Source organism: Methylobacterium goesingense, assembly GCF_022179225.1.
Taxonomy (GTDB): Bacteria; Pseudomonadota; Alphaproteobacteria; order Rhizobiales; family Beijerinckiaceae; genus Methylobacterium; species Methylobacterium goesingense.
This window is the reverse complement of the sequence record NZ_BPQL01000101.1, coordinates 1-14,654: the sequence shown is the minus strand read 5'-3', so window position 1 is coordinate 14,654 and position 14,654 is coordinate 1. Positions and strand designations below refer to the sequence as shown.

Here is a 14,654-nt window from a genome sequence, read left to right as displayed (position 1 = left end):
ACTGTCAGATCCGCCTTAAGGGGCGGTTATGCGCCCCGGGGAAAACCCTCGTGATCCGTACGCAGTCCAGGTCACGCGGACTCAGCGTCCGGCGGCACGCGCGGCCTCGATCTGCGCAACCGCCGCGCGCACGCGCATGTCGATCAGGGTCCGCCCGCGCTCGGCCGAGGCGCGGCTCGGATCGCCGCCTGCGCCGGTCGCCTCGGCGTGAAACCCGATACCGGAAAGGCGGCCGAGATCGACCCCCTCGGGCCAGATCGCCATGAGTTCGGAGGTGTCCTGGATCCCGGCGTGGCGCCCGATGGTCTCCATCGTCTCACCTGCGGCCCGGAGCCAGTCGAGCTGGGCGGCATCGTCGTAATACGCACTCACGTCGACGACGCGGACTCCTTGCGAAGCCCATTCCCGAGACAGGCGCTCGGCGACCTCCCGCTGCGGCCCTGTGCTCGCCCCGTGGTCTGCCAGGAAGCCGATCGTCCGGAAGCCGGCGCCCTTCAGGCTGCGGGCAATGCCCTCCAGGGTACCGGCGAAGACGGCGTCCGGGACGCCGATCGTGCCGGGAAAGCGCAGGTGGCCTTCGGGCGGATCGTAGGCGCCCTGCGGAACATATGAGATCACGGGAGCGACGAGGGTTTGGCCCAGCCCCTCGGCGATCCGGTGCGCGGCCCAACCGACGATGCGGTCGTGCTTGCCCGTCACCATGTGGATGCCGTTCTGCTCGATGCCACCGCTCGGCACGAGCACGGTGGTGGCGCCCCGCGCGACGGCGCCGCGCACCTCCACCCATGTCATCCGCGCGATCTCGACCTCGCTCGAGAGCGGAGCCGTCAATGGTCGACCGACGAACGCCAGCCCGGTGACCAGGACCGCGAGGCACAGGGTGCCCCACTTGGCCGCGACGAGTAAGCGGGACGGACGTGGCATGACGGGCTCGAAACGACGAGGGACGGCGGTACGCTAGCCTTCGGGCGTTAACGGAGCGGTGTCCCCGCCGCCTCGACCATTGCGGTAAAGAGCAGGGCATGGCGGCCGGCCAGGGCGTCGATGTCGGTGGAATAGCCGCCGCCGATGACGCCGACGAGGGGCACCCCGCGCCGCCGGGCCTCGCCGACGACGAACCGGTCGCGCGCCAGAAGACCTTCGTCGGTGAGGGCGAGGCGGCCGAGGCGGTCGTCGTGGTGGGGATCGACGCCGGCATTGTAGAACACGATGTCGGGTCGGATCGCGTCGAGAAGCGGCCCGACATGGGCCTCTAGCACCGCCAGGTAACCGGCATCGTCCAGGCCATCCGGCAGGCCGACATCGCGGTCGCTGGCGATCTTGCGGGTCGGGTAGTTCTTCTCGGCGTGGATCGAGAGCGTGAAGAGGTCGGGCGTCCCGCCGAGGCAATCGGCGGTACCATCACCCTGGTGGACGTCGCAATCGATCACGAGGGCGCGGGCGATGGTGCCGTCGGCGTGAAGCTGGCGCGCCGCCACCGCGACGTCGTTGAAGATGCAGAAGCCCGCCCCGGTCTCGCGCCGGGCGTGGTGGCTGCCCCCGGCCGTGCTGCCCGCGATGCCGTGCGCCAGGGCCAGCCGCGCTGCCAGCAGGGTTCCGCCCACGGACGCGCAGGAGCGAGCCACCACCGATTCGCCCACCGGCAGACCGATGGTGCGCTCGATCTCGCGCGAGACATCGTGGGCCAGCACGGCCTCCACGTAGGCGCGGTCGTGGGCGACCGCGAGGAGTTCGGCGCCGGCGGGCTCAGGGCGGGCGAAGCCGTTCGGCACCAGGCCCCGCGCCGCCAGGATCTCGGCAAGCCGGCCGTACTTGCGCATGGGGAAGCGGTGCCCCTCCGGCAGGGTCGCCTCGTAGGCCGGGTGAAAGACGATGGGCAGGCTCATGCGAGATCCGCCGCCAGCCGGTCGGCCAAGGCAGCGCCGCTGTCGTAGGCGGCTTCGACGCGCGGCCCGAGGCAGGCATCGCCCGCATAGCCGAGCCGCGCGGCCGCATCGTACAAGTAGGGCGCACCGCAGGTCGCGGTCACCAGGGCGTAGCGCCAGCGATGAGCGCGCCGATGGGTCGGGGCGATGGCCATGCCGAGGAGCGCGCCGAGGGCCGCGAGCAAAGCGGCCTCGACCGCCTCGGGGGTTTCCTCCAGATGTGCCGCCGACCACTCAGGCGAGGCGTGGAGGGTGACGTGGGGCGCAGTCTCCGACCGGCCGGGCTTCGCGCTCTCCCGGAACACGGCCGCGATCGGACCCTCGTCCGGTCGGAGCACATCGCCCGCGAAGGGAAGCTCCTGCGGCGTAGCCAGCATCAACGACCAGCACGGCGCATAGGCGGCCTCGCGGAGCCCCGCGAAGCCCGCCGCGCCGACGTTAGGTGCCATCGAGCCAAGAAGCCGCTCGGTCTGGGGAGCCGGGGGCGTGAGCACCAGCGCGTCGAACACGCGGGCCTCGGGCGCCTCGGCGAGGGCGAGGCGCCATCCGGCGGCATCCCGCGTCAAGCTGGTCACCGTGCGCCCGACATGGACTTCGAGGCCGGCGAGGAGATCGCGCACCGGGGCTGTCATGTCGGGCACCGCCGCGTCCGTGCCGGGCGCATCCCAGGGCGCCACGATCCCGCGCGCGCGCCAATCGTCGAGGCAATGCCGGAAGGCCGGCCCATGGGCGCGCAGGACCTGCGCGCCGTGGTCGAAGCGGAGCCCGGTCTCGCGGTCTCGGCGGCTCGCCATGCGGCCCCCGACCTGGCGTCCCTTGTCGAACACGCTCACGGCGAACCCGGCCTCGGCGAGGCGGCGCGCCGCGCTCGCCGCCGCCATTCCGGCCCCCACGATCGCCACCTGCGCCGGCCTGGCCAAACCCCGTCTCCCTCACGACACCGCTGCCCTGTCATACGCTTGAAGCATCCGGGCTGTTAGGGGCGCTGATGCGCGAAGCACCGCGACCCCGTGTCCGGTGGGCCGGTGCGCGACGGGTGCCGCAAGGCCCGCCAGGGGAGAGGTCGCGGATGTGGGAGGGGCCGATGTGGAACGCGGCGATGCGTGACCTGGGCACGACCGGCACGCTCGTGGCGCTCGCCCTCTGCGGCGCCCTCACGCTGATCAACCTCGCGGGCATTGCAATGGCCGCCCGCCGGATCGGGCGTGGGCAGAGCATAGGTCTGGTTCCGGCGGGCGCGCCGGTCTCCCTCGTCCGTCCCGTCTGCGGCATCGAGGCGTTCAGCGAGGAATTGCTGACGCGGGGCTTCCAGCTCGCCTATGCGGATTACGAGATCTTGTTCTGCGTGGCGGATGCGGACGACCCGATCGTTCCCCTGCTGCGCCGCCTGATGGCCGCGCATCCGGGGATCCCCGCCCGCCTGATCGTCGGCGACGAGCGCATCAGCGACAACCCGAAGCTCAACAACTGCGTGCGGGGCTGGGAGGCGGCCCGGCACGATTGGGTGGTGCTCGCCGATTCCAACGTCGCGATGCCGCCGGACTACCTGCAGCAACTCCAGGCGGCCTGGCGCCCGAATACCGGCCTCGTCTGCTCGACGCCGATCGGCGCCCGGCCGGACGGCCTGTTCGCCGCGGTGGAATGCGCCTTCCTCAACACCCTCCAGGCGCGCTGGCAATATACCGGCGAGGCCCTCGGCCTCGGCTTCGCACAGGGCAAGAGCATGCTTTGGCACAAGCCGTTCCTGGAAGCGCGGGGCGGCATCCGGGCCCTGGCCGCGGAGATCGCCGAGGATGCGGCGGCCACCAAGTTGGTGCGCGCGGCGGGCGCCCGGGTCCACCTCGTCGCCGCGCCCTTCGACCAGCCTCTCGGCCGCCGTACCCTGTCGGAGGTCTGGTCGCGCCAATTGCGCTGGGCCCGCCTGCGCCGGGTCACGTTTCCACTCTTCTTCGCCCCCGAGATCGGCTGCGGTCCACTCCTGCCCTTCGGCATCGCGCTCGCGGCCACGCCTTCCCTCAGCCTCGCGGCGATCCTTCTCTGCCTCACCACCCTCTGGTACGGGGCCGAGATCGGCCTCGCCCACCGGGCCGGATGGTATCGCCGGCCGCGGCTCCTCCTCGCCTTCCTCATCCGCGACACCCTGATCCCGGCCCTCTGGACCTGCGCCTGGATGCGGGGCGCGATTCTCTGGCGCGGCAATGCGATGGACATTCGCCCCAAGGCCGGCGGTTTCGATCCGGCCCCGCCCCGGTCCTGGCGGCGCTCGCGCGCCAGTGCTGCCTGACGGCTGGGCCTTGCCTTCACCCGAGGGCCGGTGACAACCGGCGAAGGGGATGGCGCGATGCAGACGAAGACGGACTCCACTGGGGCCTCGACGCCTTAAACCTCTGGGGCATCGCGGTCGGTCTCGTGATTTCGGGCGCGTATTTCGGCTGGAGCTAAAGCTGGGCTCGGCTATGGGGTGCGCATGAGAATCGCGATCCTCGAAGCGGGCGCACCGCCGGAGCGGCTGCGGGACCGTTATCCCGGCTACGGACGGATGACGGCAGACCTACTCGAGACCGGGCATGTCGGCACTATCCACGACATCACTCGCGGCGACTGGCCGACCGGCCCGGAGCGTTACGACGCCGTCATCGTTACGGGGTCACCCGCCGGAGCCTACGATCCCCTCCCCTGGATCGCGGACCTCTTCGATTTCCTGCGCCGCCTCGACCGGGCCAAGCCCCTTGTCGGCATCTGCTTCGGCCATCAGGCCATGGCGCAGGCCTATGGCGGGCGGGTGGAGAAATCCGCGAAGGGGTGGGGACTCGGGCTGCACGCCTACGACATCGACGAGCGGGCGCCGTGGATGGACGACACGGTCACGGTGTCGGTTCCGGCGATCCATCAGGATCAGGTGGTGGCGTTGCCGCCCGGCGCCCGCACGCTCGCCGGCAGCGCCTTCACCCCGCACGGCATCCTGGCCTATGCCGACCGGCGCGCGATCTCGTTCCAGTTCCATCCGGAATTCGCGGCGGATTACGCCCGTGCGCTGATCGCCGGCCACCGGCCGGGGGACCTCGACCCGAAACAGCGCAGCGACGCCCTCGCGTCCCTGGAGCGGCCGGGTGACGGCGCCCGCGTCAAGCGATGGATCGCGCGGTTTCTCGAAGCGGAATGAGGAGCGGGACGGTGGCAGAGCCGTATCGTCGCTGGTGCCCGCGGAGGGACTCGAACCCCCACGCCTTTCGGCTTCCGATTTTGAGTCGGACGCGTCTACCATTCCACCACGCGGGCACGCGCCGCATGTCCTGCCGCGCGGGCCTGCGGCTGTCAACCGATTGCCGGACCGGATGCGCGCCCTGTCCGCTTTCGGGCCCGGCCGCGCGGTTTTGTCGGCAGATGCGGCCCCGGGCCGCTCGCCAGCCCAGGCGCGGTGTGGTCAAAGGCGCCGTTTCGCCGTTCTCCAGCCATCCCGGACCCGTTCATGATCCGTCGCCTCTACGAGTGGATCCTCGCGCTGGCGGGTAAGCCGTCCGCGCCCTACGCCCTCGGTGCCGTCGCCTTCGCGGAAAGCTCGTTCTTCCCCGTGCCGCCAGACGTGATGCTGGTGCCGATGGCGGTGAGCCGGCCGGACCGGGTCTGGTTCTACGCCCTCGTCACCACCCTGGCCTCGGTGGCGGGCGGCGTGCTCGGCTACGCCATCGGCGCGCTGCTGTTCGATTCGATCGGGCAATGGGTGTTCCGGGTCTACGGGCTCACCGACAAAGCGGCGACCTTCCAGGCCTCCTACGCGCAGTACGGGCACTGGGTGATCCTGCTCAAAGGGCTGACGCCGATCCCGTTCAAGCTCGTGACCATCACGTCCGGCTTCGCGCATTACGACCTGTTCTGGTTCGTGGTGCTGTCGCTGCTCACGCGCGGTGCACGCTTCTTCCTGCTCGCGGGACTTCTCGGCCGCTACGGCGTTCAGATCCGTGGGGTGCTCGACCGGCACCTCAACGTCGTCGCGGCGATCTCCGTCGCGGTGATCATCCTGGGCTTCGTTCTGTTCAAGGTGCTTCTGTAGAGATGGACTACGCTTCGCTCCTCCGCCTGCGCCGGGCGGCCCTCCTCCTCCTCGTCGGCTCCGTGCTGACGATCGCAGGCGCATTCTATTTCCAGTGGGGGCTCGGCTACGTGCCGTGCAAGCTCTGTCTGCAGGAGCGAATTCCCTATTACGCGGCGATCCCGCTGGCGCTCCTCGGGCTGGTCGTTCCCGCCTGGGCCACCCGTCTCGTCCTCGGGCTCGCGGCCATCGGCCTGCTCTACGGTGCCGGGCTCAGCGTCTATCACGCGGGGGCCGAGTGGGCGCTCTGGGCCGGACCCACGGATTGCGGCGGCGGCGCGGGCGCGAACCCGAAGGAAATCGGCGACTTCCTGAATACCCTGCAGACCACGCGGGTGGCGGATTGCTCAACCGCCGCCTGGCGCTTCCTCGGAATTTCCCTGGCAGGCTGGAACGGGCTCATCGCCTTCACGCTCGCCTCGGTGGCCGGCACGGCGGCACTCAGGCGCTAGGCATCGTTCGGCGAAGGGGCCGGCGATACGGCGGAAAAACCTTCGGCGAAGGCCCGGATATCAATGCCGGTCGTCGAGGGCCGGCGGCAGTGGCGCGACGTCGATGCCCTCGTCGATGAGGGCTCGTGCCTCGTCGACGCTGGCTTCCCCGTAGATCGCGCGGGTCTCCACCTCGCCGTAATGGATGCGGCGGGCCTCCTCGGGAAAGCGCGTGCCGACATCGTCGGCGTTCCGGACCACCTGGGCACGCAGAGCCTGCATCAGGGCTCGCAGGCGCTGCTCGGGCTCGCTGGGCGCGAGTTCCGGCGTCGACGCCACCGTCGGCACTGGCAGGGCGGGCTCTGAGGACGCTTCGGCGGCGGCCGCGCGCGGGCCCCGGTCGGTACGGGCGACGGAGGGCGCCATCATGCTCTTGCCGACGCGTGCCGATCCGCAGACCGGGCAGGTGACCAGCCCGCGCGCGGCCTGCGCGTCGTAGGAATCACTGGATGGAAACCAGCTCTCGAAGCCGTGCCCGGCCTCGCAGGCGAGGGTGTAGCGGATCATGGGACCGGATTTCGGGGAACGAGGGTCAGGCGGGACGTCCGACGCGCTCGACGGTGAAGGGGCGCGCGTGCTGGAGGGTCGGGATACGGGCGCGGGCGTCGGTGACGCGGGACAGGTCGACCTCCGCCAGGATCACGCCGGGCTCGGAGCCGCCGGCATCGGCCAGCACCTTGCCCCAGGGATCGACGATGAGCGAGTGTCCGTAGGTATCGCGCCCGTCTTCGTGATGCCCACCCTGCGCAGCCGAGATCATGAAGGAGCCCGTCTCGATGGCGCGGGCGCGGTGGAGCACGTGCCAGTGGGCCTCGCCGGTCTGCTGCGTGAAGCAGGCGGGTGCCGTGAGGATCGCCGCCCCGGCCTCAGCCAGCGCCCGGTAGAGGGCGGGAAAGCGGATGTCGTAGCAGATGGCGAGCCCGATCGGCGCCCAGGGCGTGTCGGCGACCACCGCGCAGGCACCACCCGTATAGGTGGCGGATTCCCGCCAGCGCTCGCCGTTGGGCAGATCGACGTCGTAGAGGTGCAGCTTGTCGTAGGATGCGGTGATCGCGCCCTCGGTATCGATCAGGAAGGCGCGGTTGGCGATCTTGTCGCCGTTGCGCACGGCGAGCGAACCGATCTGGATCACGATGCCGCGCGCACGCGCGACCTCGCGAAGGGCCGCCAGGGTCAGGTCGTCGTCCTGCTCCGTGACCTTCTCGAACAGGCTGGTCCGGCTGCGCTCCACCAGGGAGGTCATCTCGGGCGTCTGCACGTAATGCGCGCCCGCATCGGCGGCCTCGCGCACCAGGGACACGGCGGCATCGCGGTTGGCGAGCGGATCGCGCCCGGAGCGCATCTGCACGCAGGCGGCGGTGAACCGGGGCTCGGCGCTCACGCGGCCACCATCGGGTCGAGCTTGCCGGCGCCGTTCAGAGCGTAGAGGTCGTCGCAGCCGCCCACATGGGTGTCGCCCACGAAGATCTGCGGGACGCTTGTGCGCCCGCCCGCCCGCTGCACCATCGTGGCGCGCGAGCCGGAGGTCTTCTCGACGTCGATCTCGGTAAAGGCGATGCCCTTGTCGCGCAGGAGGCTCTTGGCCGCCGAGCAATACGGGCACCAGGCGGTTGTGTAGATTGTGACCGGCTTCATCGTCGTAACGCCCCACCCCAATCCAACCAGCATATAGGCGAGCGCGACCGCACTTCCTACTACCGGTCAGTCAGAGACGGGGCGAGGATTGCTCAGGCCGCCAACAGCTTCTCGACCTCGTTGACGAGATCGCGCAGGTGGAACGGCTTGGACAGGACCTTGGCGTCCTTCGGGGCCTTGGAATCCGGGTTGAGCGCCACCGCGGCGAAGCCCGTGATGAACATCACCTTGATGTCCGGGTCGAGCTCGGTGGCGCGGCGCGCCAGCTCGATGCCGTCCATTTCGGGCATCACGATATCGGTGAGGAGCAGTTCGAAGGGCTCTTCGCGCAGGCGGTTATAGGCCGAGAGGCCGTTGTCGAACGACAGCACGTCATAGCCGGCGTTCTGCAACGCCTTGGCCAGGAAGCGGCGCATGTCGTTGTCGTCTTCCGCCAGGAGGATTTTCATCGCGCGGCGTCCCGTACCTTTTGATTCGTGGTGTTCTTTCCACAAAGCACCGGCTTGGTAAACAGAACGTTGCCAAGCGCTCCGGCCGGGGTGTCCAACGGCACCCGCAGCGGCTTCGCGGCGCGCCCGTTCTGCTGGACAGGCCAGCCGGCAAACCGCAAAGTGAGCGCATGCGTTGTTCCGTCCGCACCGAGGCGCCCACGCCGCGATGACAGAGTCGTCCCAAGCCCCCGAGGCGTCCGGAGCGGCGGCCTTCGATCCGCCCTTCACGGTGGATGAGCCGACCGAGCACATCCTCCCCTTCGTGTTCAACGCGCCGCATTCGGGTGCGGTCTATCCGCCGGCCTTTCTCGCCGCCTCGCGGCTCGGGGGCCTCGCGCTGCGGCGCTCGGAGGATGCGCATGTGGATCGGCTGTTCGCACCGGTGGTCGATCTCGGCGCGCCCCTGATGCGGGCGCATTTCCCGCGCGCCTTCCTCGACGTGAATCGGGAGCCCTACGAACTCGATCCGCGCATGTTCGACGGGCGCCTGCCGGCCTTCGCCAACACACGCTCCATGCGGGTGGCGGGCGGACTCGGCACCATTCCGCGCCTCGTGGCCGACGGGCAGGAGATCTATCGCGGGCGCCTACCCGTGGAGGTCGCGGTGGAGCGGATCGAGTCCCTCTACAAGCCCTATCACCGCACCCTGCGCAGCCTGATCCAGCGCACGGCCCGCCGGTTCGGGCACGCGATCCTGATCGATTGCCACTCGATGCCTTCGTCGAGCCTCGGGCGCGACGAGGCGGCGCGGGCCGACGTCGTCCTGGGCGACCGCTTCGGCACCGCCTGCGCGCCGATCCTGATCGACGCCTTCGAGCACCACCTGCGGGCGCGGGGCTACCGTGTCCTGCGCAACAAGCCCTACGCCGGTGGGTTCATCACCGAGCATTACGGCGAGCCGAACGTCGAGCGCCACGCCCTTCAGATCGAGATCAACCGGGGCCTCTACATGAACGAGGCGACCCTCGCGATCACCCCGGGGTTTTCGGAATTGGTGTGGCATCTGCGCAGCGTCGTGGCGGCCGTGGCCGCCGAGGTGCAGGGTCTCTCACCGGCCCGGATGGCTGCCGAATAAGGTTTTGATCCAAGAAAGTTTTGCGGCGACCCCGAAAAGATTTCGCCGGTCCGCGCGGGAAAGTGACGCTTTTGCCGACCCCATCCGGTGCGAGTCCGGTTAGGAGTAGCCCAGACCGAGCGCGTACCTATAATGCAGGCACGCTGCCGCCGCACGAGCCAGAGCCCATGACGTCTCGCATCCCCGACTTCGCGACCGTTCCGTACGCGGCCGACGCCGTTCCGGCCCCGGTGCCGCCCATCGGCGAACCCTGGATGACGCCCGAGGGCATCCCGGTGAAGGGCGTCTACGGTCCGCAGGACCGCGAAGGCATCGAGTTCCTCGATACCTATCCGGGTGTGGCGCCCTACCTGCGCGGCCCCTACCCGACGATGTACGTGACCCAGCCCTGGACCATCCGGCAATACGCCGGCTTCTCCACGGCGGAGGATTCGAACGCGTTCTACCGGCGCAACCTCGCCGCCGGTCAGAAGGGCCTGTCGGTGGCCTTCGACCTCGCCACCCACCGGGGCTACGATTCCGACCACCCGCGCGTCTCGGGCGATGTCGGCATGGCGGGCGTCGCCATCGACTCGATCTACGACATGCGGACCCTGTTCTCCGGCATTCCGCTGGACGAGATGACCGTCTCGATGACGATGAACGGCGCGGTGCTGCCGATCCTCGCCCTCTACATCGTGGCGGCCGAGGAGCAGGGCGTGCCTCCGGAGAAGCTCGCCGGCACGATTCAGAACGACATCCTCAAGGAGTTCATGGTCCGCAACACCTACATCTACCCCCCGGCGGGTTCGATGCGGATCATCGGCGATATCTTCGCCTACACCTCCAAGAACATGCCCAAGTTCAACTCCATCTCGATTTCCGGCTACCACATGCAGGAAGCCGGGGCGACGAACGACCTCGAACTCGCCTACACGCTGGCCGACGGCGTCGAGTACATCAAGGCTGGCCTCGCCGCCGGCCTGACCATCGACCAGTTCGCCCCGCGCCTGTCGTTCTTCTGGGCCATCTCGACGAATTTCTTCATGGAGATCGCCAAGATGCGGGCCGCGCGCCTGATCTGGGCCAAGCTCGTCAAGGAGTTCGAGCCGAAATCCGACAAGTCCCTGCCGCTGCGCACCCACTCGCAGACGAGCGGCTGGTCGCTGACCGCCCAGGACGTATTCAACAACGTCACCCGCACCTGCATCGAGGCGATGGCGGCCACGCAAGGGGGCACCCAGTCCCTGCACACCAACGCGCTGGACGAGGCGCTGGCCCTGCCCACCGACTTTTCGGCCCGCATCGCCCGCAACACCCAGCTCTTCCTGCAGCAGGAGAGTGGCACGACGCGCGTCGTCGATCCGTGGGGCGGCTCCTACTACGTCGAGAAGCTCACCCAGGACATCGTCGCCCGCGCCTGGGAGCACCTGCGCGAGGTCGACGAACTGGGGGGCATGGCCAAGGCGATCGAGGCCGGCATCCCGAAGCTGCGCATCGAGGAAGCCGCCGCCCGCGCCCAGGCCCGGATCGATTCCGGCCGCCAGACCATCGTGGGCGTCAACAAGTACAAGCCGGACGACGACCGCGCCATCGAGCTGATGCGCGTCGACAACGGCAATGTCCGCACCCTGCAGATCGACAAGCTGAAGCGCCTGCGGGCCGAGCGCAGCCAGGCCGACGTCGACGCCGCGCTCGCCGCGCTGACGGCGGCAGCGCAAGGGACGGGCAATCTCCTCGAACTCGCCGTGAGCGCGGCGCGGGCCAAGGCCACGGTGGGCGAGATCTCGGACGCCCTGGAGAAGGCCTGGGGCCGTCACCGGGCGGAGATCCGCTCGATCTCGGGCGTCTACAAGCGGGAGGTGGGTGGCATGTCGCCGGTGGTCGAGACCGTTCGCAAGCTCGTGGAGACCTTCGAGGAGAACGACGGGCGCCGCCCGCGCATCCTCGTCGCCAAGATGGGTCAGGACGGGCACGACCGGGGCCAGAAGGTCATCGCCTCCGCCTTCGCCGATCTCGGCTTCGACGTGGATATCGGACCGCTCTTCGCGACCCCCGCCGAAGCCGCGCGGCAGGCGGTGGAGAACGACGTCCACATCGTCGGCGTATCGTCGCTGGCCGCCGGTCACCTGACCCTGGTGCCCGAGTTGAAGGCGGCGCTGACGGAGCAGGGCCGTGGCGACGTGATGATCGTCATCGGCGGTGTGATCCCGCCAGGCGACTACGATGCCCTCTACGCCGCCGGTGCCTCGGCGATCTTCCCGCCCGGCACCGTGATCGCGGAAGCCGCCGTGAAGCTGATCGAGGAGCTGAACGGACGCCTGGGCTACGCTGCCCGCCAAGCGGCGGAGTAAGCAGTCCGCGGGTCAGAAAACGTCTTTGAAAGCCGAGTTTCTGTCGTAGCAGGGCGCCGCGAACGATGGCGGTTCTACCCGTGACACGGTAGGACCCTCAGCAGATTTTGAGGTGTGCGCACATCGGCGTGCATGATCATCTGGGAGGAGAGTGTCATGTCAGAGCGGTCCGGCCATCTGATCTATCCGGTGATCCTGTGCGGCGGATCGGGCACGCGGCTTTGGCCGGCCTCGCGCGAGAGCATGCCCAAGCAGTTCACCCCGCTGATCAATCCGGACAGCTCCACCTTCCAGGACACGGCCCGCCGACTGACGGATGACGGCGTTTTCGCCCGCGCCACGGTGCTCACCAGCAGCGATGCGCGCTTCATCGTCGCCGAGCAACTCGCCCAGGCCGGCATCGCGGCCGACATCATCCTGGAGCCCGATCGGCGCGACTCGGCCGCCGCGGTGGCGGTCGCCACCCTCCACGCGGCCGCCCAGGACCCGGAAGCCGTGGTGCTGATCATGGCCGCCGACCACGTCATCGGCGACACGCCGGCCTTCGTCGAGGCCGCCCGGGCCGCCGCCGCCGGAGCGCGGGCCGGACAGATCATGACGCTCGGCGTCACCCCGACGGCACCGGCCACCGGTTATGGCTACATTCGCGTCGGCGAGCCCCTCGATGACGTCTCCGGGAATCACCGGGTCGCGCGCTTCGTGGAGAAGCCGGACCGGGCCGGGGCCGAGCGTCTCATCGCCGAAGGCGCGCTCTGGAACTCGGGCTACTTCCTATTCCGCGCCGACGTGATGCTGGCTGAACTCGAAGCCTACGCACCGGAGATCCTGGAGGCCACCCAGGCCGCTCTCGCGGGTGCAGTCCGCGACCTCGACTTCGTGCGCCTCGATGCGGCCGCCTTCGGCCGGGCGCCCAAGACCTCCATCGACTACGCCGTGATGGAGCGCACCGAGCGGGCCGGCGTGCGCCCGGTCTCCTTTCCCTGGTCCGATGTCGGGACCTGGGACGCGGTCTGGGAGGTGCTCCCGCGCGATGCGGACGGCAATGCTCTGCGCGGCCGGGTCGAGACCGTGGATACCCGTGGCAGCCTGATCCACAGCGAGGGCGATCACCTGACGACGGTAGTGGGCCTCGACGACGTGGTGGTGGTGGCGACCGCCGACGCGGTCCTGGTGACGTCGAAGGCGCGGGCCTCCCAGGTCAAGGACCTCGTCGCGAACCTGCGCGCGAAGGCGTACCCGGAGGCCGACGCCCATCGCCGGATGTACCGGCCCTGGGGCTGGTACCAGCGCATCGACATCGGCGAGCGCTTCCAGGTCAAGCGCATCATGGTGACGCCGGGCGGCCGGCTCTCACTCCAGAAGCACTTCCATCGTGCCGAGCATTGGGTGGTGGTGAAGGGCACGGCGGAAGTCACGCTCAACGACGCGGTCGTGCTGGTGCACGAGAACGAGGCGGTCTACCTGCCGATCGGCTCGATGCATCGTCTGACCAACCCCGGCAAGATCCCGCTGGAGCTCATCGAGGTCCAGGTCGGCTCCTACACCGGCGAGGACGACATCATCCGCGTCGAGGATATCTACGGACGGTAGGACCGCGATGCTCCGGCCCGCCCGACGACGTCGGATGGGCCGGGATGGCCCCAGGGCAACGGTCTCCGGCGCGACCATGCTGCGGGCGCGACCTCAGATCCGCTCCAGAAACTCCGTGACTGGTGCGGCCATGACGGCGGCGAAGTGCGCGCAGCGGTGTACGGTGAAGGCGCAGGCCGAGCGGGCCTTCGCCGCCGCGCGGGAAACGCGCCACCGGGCGCCACGCCCCACGGCAAGACCGCGCAGGCGATTGCTGATCGCGAGGCTGTTCCGGTCGAACTCGGTCTTCACGGTGTCGGCGTAGAAGGTGGAAATCTTGTCGGCGTCCATACCTGGCGTCGCGAGCCAGGCCGGCACGTACTCCCGGCAGAGGCGCTCCACGTCGATCAGGGCCTTGTGCATACCGGTTCCGGAGACGGGGCATGAGGTGCAGTAGGCGTCACCGATCAGGACCACACCGGCGCGCTCGTGCCCCTGCGTCTGGCGAAGGTCGATCGGACGAATATCGAGGTTGCCCGCGATCTCGATGGGTCCGCACACCCGCTCGAGGTTCGGGAGCGTCCGCCGCAGGGTCTCGGCGGGATCGGCACGGAACGCCTGGATCCAGGGCTCGTCGTGCTCGCGATACACGAACAGGTTCGCGCGCATGCGCGACCCGATCGGGAACAGCGAGATATAGGACACGCGGTCGTTCCAGCGCTCGCCGTAATAGACGATCGACTCGAACGGGAACGCCGCCGGGGGCGCCTCCAGGTAGAATCCGATGCAGATCGAGTGGTCGCGCTGGGCATCCACGATGTCGATCCCGACGCGCCGATGGATGGCAGCGCCCGGCCCCGTCGCGACGATGAGGAGGCGGCCCTCCACCACGGAGCCGTCGCTCAGGGTGACGCGCTGGAGGTCCGCTCCGCTGGCGATATCGGTGACGCGCCCGAAGCGGAGTTCGGCCCGCTCCGGCAGTACCGCCCGCAAGGCCGTGACCAGATCCTTGTAGGCAAAGGCGTATTCGCGCCGGGTCCGGCGC

15 protein-coding genes and 1 tRNA gene are annotated in these 14,654 nt (G+C 69.4%); 7 read left to right on the top strand and 9 right to left on the bottom strand.

Annotated elements, in window-relative coordinates; translation table 11 throughout:
• Positions 1 to 81: 81 nt before the first annotated feature.
• From MFF30_RS17625 to MFF30_RS17615, 3 genes are read right to left on the bottom strand one after another with little or no spacing between them, the layout of a single operon-like run.
• A complete protein-coding gene (locus MFF30_RS17625; protein WP_238280779.1) occupies positions 82 to 924 on the bottom strand; it encodes a creatininase family protein in 843 nt (280 codons plus the stop codon).
• Positions 925 to 971: 47 nt separating this feature from the next.
• On the bottom strand, positions 972 to 1,886 hold the full coding sequence (locus tag MFF30_RS17620; protein WP_238280778.1) for a histone deacetylase family protein: 915 nt from the start codon (positions 1,884 to 1,886) through the stop codon (positions 972 to 974).
• Entirely contained in the window at positions 1,883 to 2,845 is a 963-nt protein-coding gene (locus tag MFF30_RS17615; RefSeq protein ID WP_238280777.1) for an NAD(P)/FAD-dependent oxidoreductase, read from the bottom strand. Before MFF30_RS17615 ends, MFF30_RS17620 begins: the two co-directional genes overlap by 4 nt.
• 179 nt (positions 2,846 to 3,024) lie before the next feature.
• Here MFF30_RS17615 and MFF30_RS17610 point away from each other — a divergent pair, with 179 nt between their 5' ends.
• Together MFF30_RS17610 and MFF30_RS17605 are read left to right on the top strand one after the other, a co-directional pair.
• Complete coding sequence (locus MFF30_RS17610) at positions 3,025 to 4,209, top strand: ceramide glucosyltransferase (RefSeq protein ID WP_238280776.1); 1,185 nt, start codon at positions 3,025 to 3,027, stop codon at positions 4,207 to 4,209.
• Positions 4,210 to 4,392: 183 nt separating this feature from the next.
• A complete protein-coding gene (locus tag MFF30_RS17605; RefSeq protein ID WP_238280775.1) occupies positions 4,393 to 5,088 on the top strand; it encodes a glutamine amidotransferase-related protein in 696 nt (231 codons plus the stop codon).
• A 32-nt stretch (positions 5,089 to 5,120) separates the two neighbouring features.
• On the opposite strand, the gene MFF30_RS17600 is transcribed toward MFF30_RS17605, so the two are convergent.
• Positions 5,121 to 5,204, bottom strand: a tRNA-Leu gene (locus MFF30_RS17600).
• 190 nt (positions 5,205 to 5,394) lie between these two features.
• Between MFF30_RS17600 and MFF30_RS17595 the strand changes: the two genes are divergently transcribed.
• Positions 5,395 to 5,976, top strand: a complete 582-nt coding sequence (locus MFF30_RS17595) for a YqaA family protein (RefSeq protein WP_238280774.1) — start codon at positions 5,395 to 5,397, stop codon at positions 5,974 to 5,976.
• Between the two features lie 2 nt (positions 5,977 to 5,978).
• Positions 5,979 to 6,467, top strand: a complete 489-nt coding sequence (locus MFF30_RS17590; RefSeq protein ID WP_238280773.1) for a disulfide bond formation protein B — start codon at positions 5,979 to 5,981, stop codon at positions 6,465 to 6,467.
• 60 nt (positions 6,468 to 6,527) lie between these two features.
• Here MFF30_RS17590 and MFF30_RS17585 read toward each other — a convergent pair whose 3' ends face one another.
• The 4 genes from MFF30_RS17585 to cpdR all read right to left on the bottom strand — a co-directional run bounded on the left by MFF30_RS17585 (position 6,528) and on the right by cpdR (position 8,590).
• Entirely contained in the window at positions 6,528 to 7,013 is a 486-nt protein-coding gene (locus MFF30_RS17585) for a DUF1178 family protein (RefSeq protein WP_238280772.1), read from the bottom strand.
• Between the two features lie 25 nt (positions 7,014 to 7,038).
• Positions 7,039 to 7,887: a carbon-nitrogen hydrolase family protein gene (locus MFF30_RS17580; protein ID WP_283205916.1), complete on the bottom strand. Its 849-nt coding sequence runs from the start codon at positions 7,885 to 7,887 to the stop codon at positions 7,039 to 7,041.
• Positions 7,884 to 8,141 (bottom strand): glutaredoxin 3, encoded by a 258-nt coding sequence (gene grxC / locus MFF30_RS17575; protein WP_238280771.1) that lies wholly within the window; start codon positions 8,139 to 8,141, stop codon positions 7,884 to 7,886. Before grxC ends, MFF30_RS17580 begins: the two co-directional genes overlap by 4 nt.
• A gap of 92 nt (positions 8,142 to 8,233) precedes the next feature.
• Entirely contained in the window at positions 8,234 to 8,590 is a 357-nt protein-coding gene (gene cpdR, locus MFF30_RS17570; protein WP_003603128.1) for a cell cycle two-component system response regulator CpdR, read from the bottom strand.
• A gap of 208 nt (positions 8,591 to 8,798) precedes the next feature.
• Here cpdR and MFF30_RS17565 point away from each other — a divergent pair, with 208 nt between their 5' ends.
• The 3 genes from MFF30_RS17565 to MFF30_RS17555 all read left to right on the top strand — a co-directional run bounded on the left by MFF30_RS17565 (position 8,799) and on the right by MFF30_RS17555 (position 13,630).
• Complete coding sequence (locus tag MFF30_RS17565; protein ID WP_238280770.1) at positions 8,799 to 9,707, top strand: N-formylglutamate amidohydrolase; 909 nt, start codon at positions 8,799 to 8,801, stop codon at positions 9,705 to 9,707.
• 167 nt (positions 9,708 to 9,874) lie between these two features.
• A complete protein-coding gene (gene scpA, locus MFF30_RS17560; RefSeq protein WP_238280769.1) occupies positions 9,875 to 12,040 on the top strand; it encodes a methylmalonyl-CoA mutase in 2,166 nt (721 codons plus the stop codon).
• A 156-nt stretch (positions 12,041 to 12,196) separates the two neighbouring features.
• Positions 12,197 to 13,630: a mannose-1-phosphate guanylyltransferase/mannose-6-phosphate isomerase gene (locus tag MFF30_RS17555; RefSeq protein ID WP_238280768.1), complete on the top strand. Its 1,434-nt coding sequence runs from the start codon at positions 12,197 to 12,199 to the stop codon at positions 13,628 to 13,630.
• Positions 13,631 to 13,723: 93 nt separating this feature from the next.
• On the opposite strand, the gene MFF30_RS17550 is transcribed toward MFF30_RS17555, so the two are convergent.
• Positions 13,724 to 14,654 (bottom strand): NAD(P)/FAD-dependent oxidoreductase (locus MFF30_RS17550; protein ID WP_238280767.1); only part of this gene is annotated, 931 nt, incomplete at its 5' end.

Bases quoted from the DNA above. Each gene is read 5' to 3' on its own strand.
- MFF30_RS17605 (WP_238280775.1), top strand. From the start codon at position 4,393: ATGAGAATCGCGATCCTCGAAGCGGGCGCACCGCCGGAGCGGCTGCGG.
- MFF30_RS17595 (WP_238280774.1), top strand. From the start codon at position 5,395: ATGATCCGTCGCCTCTACGAGTGGATCCTCGCGCTGGCGGGTAAGCCG.
- cpdR (WP_003603128.1), bottom strand. From the start codon at position 8,590: ATGAAAATCCTCCTGGCGGAAGACGACAACGACATGCGCCGCTTCCTG.
- MFF30_RS17565 (WP_238280770.1), top strand. From the start codon at position 8,799: ATGACAGAGTCGTCCCAAGCCCCCGAGGCGTCCGGAGCGGCGGCCTTC.
- MFF30_RS17620 (WP_238280778.1), bottom strand. From the start codon at position 1,886: ATGAGCCTGCCCATCGTCTTTCACCCGGCCTACGAGGCGACCCTGCCG.
- MFF30_RS17590 (WP_238280773.1), top strand. From the start codon at position 5,979: ATGGACTACGCTTCGCTCCTCCGCCTGCGCCGGGCGGCCCTCCTCCTC.
- scpA (WP_238280769.1), top strand. From the start codon at position 9,875: ATGACGTCTCGCATCCCCGACTTCGCGACCGTTCCGTACGCGGCCGAC.
- MFF30_RS17585 (WP_238280772.1), bottom strand. From the start codon at position 7,013: ATGATCCGCTACACCCTCGCCTGCGAGGCCGGGCACGGCTTCGAGAGC.
- MFF30_RS17610 (WP_238280776.1), top strand. From the start codon at position 3,025: ATGCGTGACCTGGGCACGACCGGCACGCTCGTGGCGCTCGCCCTCTGC.
- MFF30_RS17555 (WP_238280768.1), top strand. From the start codon at position 12,197: ATGTCAGAGCGGTCCGGCCATCTGATCTATCCGGTGATCCTGTGCGGC.
- MFF30_RS17625 (WP_238280779.1), bottom strand. From the start codon at position 924: ATGCCACGTCCGTCCCGCTTACTCGTCGCGGCCAAGTGGGGCACCCTG.
- grxC (WP_238280771.1), bottom strand. From the start codon at position 8,141: ATGAAGCCGGTCACAATCTACACAACCGCCTGGTGCCCGTATTGCTCG.